The sequence below is a fragment of the Shewanella sp. SG44-6 genome (assembly GCF_014164185.1).
Taxonomy (GTDB): Bacteria; Pseudomonadota; Gammaproteobacteria; order Enterobacterales; family Shewanellaceae; genus Shewanella; species Shewanella vesiculosa.
On sequence record NZ_JACJER010000195.1, the window covers coordinates 1 to 5,920 of the forward strand.

At 42.2% G+C, this 5,920-nt stretch carries 6 protein-coding genes and 1 pseudogene; 1 reads left to right on the forward strand and 6 read right to left on the reverse strand.

Annotation, left to right across the window (positions count from 1 at the left end; all coding sequences use genetic code 11):
- Positions 1-498 (forward strand): 4Fe-4S dicluster domain-containing protein (locus tag H5185_RS20855; RefSeq protein WP_182743057.1); only part of this gene is annotated, 498 nt, incomplete at its 5' end.
- A 92-nt stretch (positions 499-590) separates the two neighbouring features.
- On the opposite strand, the gene phoU is transcribed toward H5185_RS20855, so the two are convergent.
- The 6 genes and pseudogenes from phoU to H5185_RS20885 all read right to left on the reverse strand — a co-directional run.
- Positions 591-1,256 (reverse strand): phosphate signaling complex protein PhoU, encoded by a 666-nt coding sequence (gene phoU / locus H5185_RS20860; RefSeq protein WP_182743058.1) that lies wholly within the window; start codon positions 1,254-1,256, stop codon positions 591-593.
- Between the two features lie 32 nt (positions 1,257-1,288).
- Positions 1,289-2,098, reverse strand: coding sequence for a phosphate ABC transporter ATP-binding protein PstB (gene pstB, locus H5185_RS20865; RefSeq protein WP_182743062.1), 810 nt, complete (start codon positions 2,096-2,098; stop codon positions 1,289-1,291).
- A 60-nt stretch (positions 2,099-2,158) separates the two neighbouring features.
- Positions 2,159-3,082 (reverse strand): phosphate ABC transporter permease PstA, encoded by a 924-nt coding sequence (gene pstA / locus H5185_RS20870; protein ID WP_182743059.1) that lies wholly within the window; start codon positions 3,080-3,082, stop codon positions 2,159-2,161.
- Positions 3,082-4,032: a phosphate ABC transporter permease subunit PstC gene (gene pstC, locus H5185_RS20875; protein ID WP_182743060.1), complete on the reverse strand. Its 951-nt coding sequence runs from the start codon at positions 4,030-4,032 to the stop codon at positions 3,082-3,084. The genes pstA and pstC overlap by 1 nt, the downstream gene beginning before the upstream one ends.
- A 169-nt stretch (positions 4,033-4,201) precedes the next feature.
- A complete protein-coding gene (locus tag H5185_RS20880; RefSeq protein ID WP_182743061.1) occupies positions 4,202-5,194 on the reverse strand; it encodes a PstS family phosphate ABC transporter substrate-binding protein in 993 nt (330 codons plus the stop codon).
- 334 nt (positions 5,195-5,528) lie between these two features.
- Positions 5,529-5,920 (reverse strand): annotated as a pseudogene (locus tag H5185_RS20885) (glutathione synthetase); the annotation flags it as partial.

The window sequence follows — 5,920 nt, forward strand, 5'->3', positions numbered from 1 at the left end:
CCGACAGGGGCTATGCACAAAGATAAGCGCGGCTTAACGCTGCAAAACAATGATGAATGTATTGGTTGCAAGAAGTGTATGAATGCTTGCCCATACGGCGTGATTAGTTTTAATGCGGCAACACCACATCGTCGGTGGCAAGATGACTCTGAGTTAGTGGCTAACGGAACTGTATCTCCACTTATGCTACTAAAGCGTACAGGGGCTAAGGCAACACCTAATGAAAACCCAGAGCGGGGTGATACCTATCCGATGATACGGCCAAAGCGCACGACAGAGAAATGTACTTTCTGTGATCATAGGCTAGATAAGGGTTTGAATCCTGCCTGTGTTGACGCTTGTCCATCAGAAGCGCGGGTGATTGGTGATTTAGATGATCCGCAGAGCAAGGTATCCCAGTTGATTAAATTGCATAAACCTATGCAGTTGAAACCTGAAGCGGGAACGGGACCAAGGGTATTTTATATTCGCAGTTTTGGTGTTAAAACCGCTTATTGATTTATTTTAAAATATCTTGTACCCCTGACTACAGGATATTTTGGCCCAGGGAATTCCTGGGCTTTTTTACATCGAGCAAATAAATCATTAGATTATGGGCGGGGTAAAGGAATACCTTTCACCATAAAGTAAATTTCTTCAGCAATATCTGCCGCATGATCTCCAGCTCTTTCCAATCCTTTGGCAATTAGCATTAACTGTGTACCATCGACAATCCAATGATTATCTTGCAGCATCAATTGCAGGATATGACTGAACAAAGATTCATAAAGTGTATCGAGCTTATCATCATCTCCCCATGCAATATTTGCCATATCCGCATTTTGAGTCTGATAGGCTTCCATAATGCTGAGGAGCATGGCATCAAGGCGTTGAGCCATCCAGGTTAATTCGGCTTCAATTTCATTTGTCAGTGGTTGAGATAACTTGAGTGTGCGTTTTGCTGTTCCTTTTGCATAATCACCAATTCGCTCAAGATGTGGTGCAATACGAGAGGCTGCAACGATAGCTCTTAAATCGCCAGCCATCGCCTGTTGCCTAGCCAGTGCTTTTACCGTGTGTAAATTGACTTTACTCATTTGTAAATTAGCGTCTTTATCACTGGCAATAACACTGCGTGCAAGTTCTGTATCTTGGGTGATTAGCGCTTTGATAGCGTTGTCAACTTCTGCTCTTACGTGGTTAAACAGTATGATTACTTCATTGCTTATCGCATGTAAATCTTCATCAAATATACGCATTGTATGGGATTCTGTCATAAAAGCCTCATAAGTAAAATATTAATTAACTATTAGCCAAAGCGACCAGTAATATAGTCATTTGTACGTTGTTGTTTTGGATTAGTAAAAAGATCCTGAGTTTCACCGAACTCGACAAGATCGCCCATGTGCATATAGGCAGTAAAATCAGAAATACGAGCCGCTTGCTGCATATTGTGCGTGACTATCACTATGGTGACTTCGTTATGGAGTTCCGTGAGTAAATCTTCAATTTTAGCTGTGGCGATGGGATCGAGTGCTGAGGTTGGCTCATCGAGAAGAAGAATCTCAGGTTCTGGAGCGAGGGCTCTAGCGATACACAGACGTTGCTGTTGTCCTCCTGATAAACCATAAGCAGAAGAATGTAATCTGTCTTTGACTTCATTCCATAATGCGGCACCTTTAAGCGCATGCTCAACACTGTCATTAAGAATCGCTTTGTTATTGATCCCTCGAACCCTTAGACCAGCGGCCACATTTTCAAATATTGATTTAGGAAATGGGTTTGGTTTTTGAAAGACCATTCCCACTCTTAATCGAACAATACCTGGATCAATTTCAATTAAGTTTTCATTTTCTGGATATAAGCGAATTTCACCTTGATACATATTTCCTGGATAAAGGTCATGCATCCGATTAAAACAGCGCAGCAGTGTTGACTTACCGCATCCCGATGGGCCAATTAATGAAGTGATTTTTCTATCTGCAATTGGCAGATTGATATTGTTTAATGCCTGAATGGTTCCACCATAAAAAAAACTGAGATCTTTGACTTCAGCTCTTAAGTTATTTTTGGGAGTATTATTCACTTGTTCACCTGTAAGGCTAGGGGCGGTATTCATTTCAGTTGTTAATGTATTTATCATTTTTGCCATAGTATGTGTCATTTCTATCGGCTCCTATTAGCGGGAAACTTGACGAAGTTTAAAGCGAATGTAAATCGCTAAGCCGTTCATTACTAAGGTCATCACCATTAAAACGACGCCTGTCGCTGCCGCATTGATGTGGAATTCTGCCTGTGGTCTAGAAACCCAGTTAAAAAGTTGGATAGGCATTAAGGTAAATGGACTCTCAAGCCAATCAAAATTAATAAAGGGGGGAGTGGATTGAATTGGTGAAGCAGGCAAAAATGCAATAAATGTCAGGGCACCAATGGTAATAACAGGTGCTGCTTCACCAATAGCTCTCGCTAAACCGACAATCGCCCCTGTGAGGATGCCGGGCCGTGCTGCGGGAAGAATGTACATTCTAACCGTTTGCCAACGATCGGCACCTAATCCATAGGAAGCTTCACGCAAGTCTTGTGGAATACTGCGAACAGCTTCTCGGGTAGCGACAATGATCACGGGGAGGATCAGCAGGGCAAGAGTGAGACCTGCAGTCAAAATAGTTTCTCCTAAACCAAATCCATAGATAAATAACCCTAGGGATAACAAGCCGTAAATAATAGATGGTACACCGGCTAAGTTACTGACATTGATATCAATGATATCTGTCATCCAATTTTTGGGTGCATATTCCTCCAAGTATAATCCTGCGGCAACGCCTAAGGGGATTGCTATACAAGCAGTGACAAGCATAACTAAACTACTGCCAACAATCGCGGAAATAATTCCGGCCTTTTCAGGATGTCGTGAAGGAAAATTGGTATAGAATTCTGGATTAACGAGCCTAGGTAAGCCTGTGGCAATGAGGTCGATGAAGACTGCAGCTAATAAGATGGTCGCGATGGCAAGCACTAAAATACCTATGCTCGCCATGACAATGTCAGTTCTCTTGTTTGCATTGACTAATTTGAATAGGTCAGCCTGATTGTTATTTTTCATCAGTAGATCTCTCTAAAACGTTTACGCATATAGAAACTTAATAAGTTAAAAATCAATGTAATAACGAAAAGAACTAGACCGGCAGCAAAAACAGATTGATAGCCAATTGAACCATGGGGTAAATCACCCATAGCCATTTGCACGATATAAGCAGTGATTGTTGCGCCACCTTCGAGTGGGTTAAATCCAAAGTGGGGGTTTTGTCCTGCTGCGATAGCTACCACCATAGTTTCCCCTACCGCACGAGACATGCCTAAAGTGAAGGCTGCCATAATGCCCGAAAGCGCCGCAGGGATAACAATAGTGGTTGCGACTCTAAAGCGAGAAAAGCCTAAAGCATACCCTGCCTCTCTTAATCCCATAGGCACAGAGCGCATTGCATCTTCACTGACTGATGCTGTGTAAGGCAAAATCATGATCCCAAGAACGAGTCCTGGTGCAAGCATGTTAAATCCGGCAAGTTCTGGGATTAAGGATTGCAATAGTGGTGTTACAAAAAGTAGAGCAAAAAAACCGTATACTACGGTTGGGACGCCCTCAAGTAGTTCGAGTAGTGGCTTAACCGTTTCCCTCACCGCTGGGCGAGCGTATTCGCTCAGATAGATGGCTAAACCAATTCCAGCAGGAATGGCAATCAGTAAAGCGATGCCTGCAACTGTGAGTGTTGCGGACACTAACGTCATTACCCCAAATTGCGGATTTTCAAACATCGGAGTCCATTGCGTATCGGTTAAAAATGCTCCAATAGAAACTTGTTCGAAGAAAGGCATAGAGTCGCGAACCAGTACATAAACAATTCCTGCGGTGACAAAAACAGATGTTGCAGCGGCAGCAAAGAGCAAATATGCAGCGAGTTTATTGAAAATACTGCGTCTCTTTAAGAATTTAGGATCAACTTTATTCGAGTAACGGCGACTTTTTTGATCAGTTTGTAAAATTATTTCAGTCATATATTCCCCAATATACCGAACCGGTTAAGGTTTTACTGTTGTTACAAGATGTAAATCACGGTACTGGTTTTTCAGGTTGCAATTAGCTTTTTTATATTAAGTTAGCAAAAGCAAAGGAGTGGCAACGAATGTGCCACTCCTTAACCCTGTCATCAATATGTCAACATAATTAATGTACAGGTGTTCTCTTCAACAGTTCTTCTATACCTACACCGACTTCTGAACCATGGAAGACACTTCCAGTTACTTTGTTTTTGTATTTTTCTAATGCCATATCATAGGCTTTCTCTGGCAACGGAACATAACCCACTTCAGCAATCAGTTTAGAGGCATGTTCTTTGTTCATGTAAAATTCAACAAAGCGATTAACATGTGCTTTTTCAGTCGATTTTTTGTTGACATAGATGAATAATGGGCGTGATAGTGGCTGATAAGAAGCGTTACGCGCATTTTCTGACGATGGAGAAACTGCTTTTTCACCTTTCCATGAAATAGGTACGGCCTTTAATTTGTCATGGTTTTCTTCGTAGTAGGCTAAGCCGAAAAACGCGACGGCATTGACGTCGCTGGCAACTCCTTGCACCATAACGTTGTCATCTTCTGTTGCAGTGTAATCGCCGCGAGTTGATTTCCCACCAACAACTGCCTCAACGAAGTAGTCATAAGTACCTGAATCTGTGCCTGCGCCAAACAGTTTCAATGGTCTGTCTGGGAAGGTGGATCGGATTTGATTCCAGTTGGTTATTTTACCTTGTGCATCAGGCTCATACATTTTTTTTAGTTCATCAACTGTCAGATAGTCAACCCAGTCATTTTTAGGGTTTATCACAATTGATAGGGCGTCTAACATGCCGGGGAGTTCGATATATTCGATATTGTTCTCAGCACATAATTTTTTTTCGGAGTCTTTAATTGGGCGAGATGCGTTTGATATATCAGTCTCTCCACGGCAGAACTTTTTAAAGCCACCACCAGTACCGGAAATACCTACTGTTACCATGGTTTTACCCTTCTCTGCTTGCTGAAATTCTTCAGCAACGGCTTCAGTAGCAGGGAATACAGTACTTGAACCATCAACTTTGACTAAATCCCGCGCCATTGCTTGTGGTAAAGCGAGCATCACTGCAGTTCCAAGGATCACGTTTCTAATCTTGATTTTCATTTCAGATTTCCTAAATGGTTGGTATTGGTAATACGCAATCAATATATCAGAGTTATATTACAAAATTGTGAATAGACGTGATTTTTGGTCGTTTCAATACTGATGGGCTAATTTATGTCGAAAAGAGAGATGTAATACTTTTGAGAATCAGATTCTTAGAGTTTTTATTAGGCAATTATTGATTAGTTAAAGATAGCACTTAGTGCTAGGCATTTCTAAGTGCTGTCCGCGAGTAGTAGACGTATCAAAGTTATATGTCATATAACGTTCATACGGTGAAACATGCTGTTGAATCAGCCAGTTTAGCAATTTATGCTTAATAATGTTGTTTTCTTCAGTCGCTAAACATCAGCGAATCTAATACCCCTTGGCCGCTGTGAACTCCACCCTCAGTCACCATGGCCGATTTGCTGCGAACTAAATATCCCGCATAACCGGGGTTGTCGCGATTAGAGCTATCCTCCATCACTGGCTCGCCATCAATGTGGACGGTGAACATGCCTATTTCAGGGATCATGTCATTTATGGTTTCTATCTTGCCGTTACGCACCACTAAGGCTGGTGTTGCTCTCGGTCTAGGGTGTAAGCGGCGCATCAGTGTCCATGCTTGGTATTGCGCGGGTTCTAACTCGGCTAATTCATGTGAAATATCGGCACCAAACAGGCAATTGCCACCGCCTTCACCTTGATTTTTTAGCACCCAAGTGTCTATTGGGGATGCTTCGA

Excerpts from the sequence above, each read along its gene's own strand:
- phoU (WP_182743058.1), bottom strand. The coding sequence starts at position 1,256 with ATGACAGAATCCCATACAATGCGTATATTTGATGAAGATTTACATGCG.
- pstB (WP_182743062.1), bottom strand. The coding sequence starts at position 2,098 with ATGAATACCGCCCCTAGCCTTACAGGTGAACAAGTGAATAATACTCCC.
- pstA (WP_182743059.1), bottom strand. The coding sequence starts at position 3,082 with ATGAAAAATAACAATCAGGCTGACCTATTCAAATTAGTCAATGCAAAC.
- pstC (WP_182743060.1), bottom strand. The coding sequence starts at position 4,032 with ATGACTGAAATAATTTTACAAACTGATCAAAAAAGTCGCCGTTACTCG.
- H5185_RS20880 (WP_182743061.1), bottom strand. The coding sequence starts at position 5,194 with ATGAAAATCAAGATTAGAAACGTGATCCTTGGAACTGCAGTGATGCTC.